Source organism: Oceanicella sp., assembly GCF_056449545.1.
In genome coordinates, this window is record NZ_JBWOMN010000028.1 from 1 (window position 1) to 2052 (window position 2052).

Annotated in this window: 1 protein-coding gene and 1 pseudogene; both read right to left on the bottom strand. The window is 64.8% G+C overall.

Translation table 11 applies throughout. The features are described 5' to 3' along the window. Positions 1-25: 25 nt before the first annotated feature. On the bottom strand, positions 26-1852 hold the full coding sequence (locus AC1HC7_RS04790) for a hypothetical protein (RefSeq protein WP_479498736.1): 1827 nt from the start codon (positions 1850-1852) through the stop codon (positions 26-28). An 18-nt stretch (positions 1853-1870) separates the two neighbouring features. Further along, positions 1871-2052: pseudogene (locus AC1HC7_RS04795) on the bottom strand (hypothetical protein); the annotation flags it as partial.

Below are 2052 nucleotides of genomic sequence, written 5' to 3' on the forward strand. Positions count from 1 at the left end.
TTGCGTTTTCTCGTCCGCCATCGCGTCAATCCGATCTCACCAGGCCGGAAAACGCCGCCACCGCCAGCAGGCTGAGCCCCCAGCCAAGCGCGATGTGCAGCCACAGATACCAGCGGGCCCCGGCGCCCAGCCATGTGTTTTCGTCAGGGATCCAGTATTCCTGCATCTCAAGATTGACGACAGGCAGAAGCGTGTCGATGGAATAGATCCAGGGCGTGAACGTCGGATAGCTGCCGGCTTCCGGCTGCCGGAGATAACAGGCGCGCTGCGCTTCGCCATGGTCCGCCCGGCCGCTTGCGATGCGTTTTCGCGAGGCGAGGTAAAGCCGCTGCCCGATCTCCTTGCCGCACAGCACCCATTCGGGCGATCTCAGCACGAAGGCGTTGTTTGGCTTGACGGCGTCGAAGGCCGAGGCCGCCCAGAAGAACGCAAAACCGATTGCGAATGGAACCAACAGCCACCCGAAGGCGCGTCTTGGCCGATAGCCGAACCGGATGGAGTGGTCCAGGAAAAAGTCCTTGAACCGGGCAAGTTGCCTTTGGAATGGAGTCAGATCAGCCAGCCGCGCCCGCCGCTGCAAGCGCTCCTTCTCGATCAACACGATGCGCGCATCGGCGCCATGCCCCATCTCGCGCAGCACCTTGGCAAGCTGCTCATAGGGCTGCGGCCAGAAATCCTGCTTAAGTTGGGCCGGTTTCTGAAGCGCCAGCCAGTCTAGCCGCGCCCTGGCATCCACCGGTCCACCCATGAAGGCGCCGTAACGGCACCGGTAGAGAATGAGGTTTCCCGGTCCCGGCCAACAGGCGCGATCATCGTTGATATGCCCGATGCGCGCCCCCAAAAGGTCCAAACACCCTTCGATATGTGCGCCATTCCGCAGAAAGAACGCGCCGCCAATTTCGGCGTTGTCGGCGCTCAGCGCGCCCCCGCCGGGCTGCACGAACCTCGCGCCCTCGCAGTCGAGATCGCCGCCCAGCTTCGCGCCCAGCAGCCGCGCCTTGCCGCGCACCGTCACCTTGCGCAGGAAAACGCTGCCGCGCGCCTCGAGCCCGTCTGCGATCAGCGCGCCCCCTTCAGTCCACTCGAACGTCGCGCAGTTGCAGGAAAGGTCGCCGCCCAGCTTCGCCCCAATCAATCGAACCACGCCGAGCACCTTTGCGCAGTTCAGGGAAACGAAGCCGCGCACCTGAACCCCGTCGGCGTACAGCGCGCAGTCACCGGACCGCTCGAACGTTGCACCGATGCACTCGAGGTTGCCGCCGATCTTCGCGCCCAGTAGCCGCGCGCCCCCGCGCACTGTCACCCGGCGCAGCAGAACGCTTCCTTGCACCTCAAGCCCGTCGGCGCTCAGCGCGCAGTCATCGGGCCGCTCGAACATCGCGCCGTCACAGATGAGGCTACCGCCCAGCTTCGCGCCCAGTAGTTGAATCTCCCCGCACAGCTTAGTTTCGCGCAAAATCATAGTGCCGCGTGCTACGAGCCTATCGGCGTTCAGGCCCGGAAGCGCGCTATGGTTGAGAATCAGGTTGTCGATCGAGGCGGATTGCAGCACCGGCGCGGCGTCGAAGCGACAGCTAATAAGCACAACATCGCGCGGAATGCGGCAGCCTTCGAGGTCGAGCGCGCCGGTGATCCAGGCGCCCAGCACCCGAACGCCTTTTTCGTGCGGCGCCGCGCCCGGATCCTTGGCGAGGATGATGTGGCGCAGCACCTTCGCGCGCACCTTGCGGCTTTCATCGCCGAGATCGGGCAGCTTGTCGCCAAGCTCAACGTTCACCCCATTCCCGACCTGCGCCGCGATCATCGCCTCGGCGGGCAGCAATTTCCCAAAGGCCTGCCTTAGCGTCGCCATTCCGGGTTCTCCCTCCGGTCAATCGCTCGGGAAATTCGACTTCGTCTCCCGAACGAGCCTCATCCGCGCCGCAATCCGCAACGCCATGCTGGCATCCATGCTGCGATCCGGCAACACCGGGTCGTAGGCGGCGCGCAGCAGCGCCGCGCACCACGGTTTTATCAGCGCCTCGCCCTGCGCCAGCGCCACCGGGGGATCGG

What these genes read in the sequence shown, in the direction of transcription:
- AC1HC7_RS04790 (WP_479498736.1), bottom strand. Translation starts at nt 1,852, where the DNA reads ATGGCGACGCTAAGGCAGGCCTTTGGGAAATTGCTGCCCGCCGAGGCG.